Genomic DNA, 359 nt, shown 5'->3' on the forward strand with positions numbered 1-359 from the left:
CGTTCTTCTTGTTCTTGAAAACGCACCCCTAGCCGTTCTTCTTGTTCTTGAAAACGAGCATCTATCTGCTCTGTAAAAGCATCAGATTGCTCCTTAAAACGGCCATCCATTGCCCGATTAAGGTTTTCGGTCTGCTTAGTTAACAGCTCTTCAATTACTTTTTTATCTTCTTCGTTCATGAAAGGATCATAGCTTTTAGAACAATCTCTGTCAATGACAATAATTTCTAACTCGAACGGCATTACCTGCTATTACTTCTGGCAAAGAGGCAAGACAGGCACACCCCCGCACGCGCCATAAATTTTTGCAACCGTTCTTCCATTGTTTATCACCGGCCATCGATAGCTGTTTTGGATATT

Source organism: Candidatus Aquicultor secundus (assembly GCF_002791875.1).
Taxonomy (GTDB): Bacteria; Actinomycetota; Aquicultoria; order Aquicultorales; family Aquicultoraceae; genus Aquicultor_A; species Aquicultor_A secundus.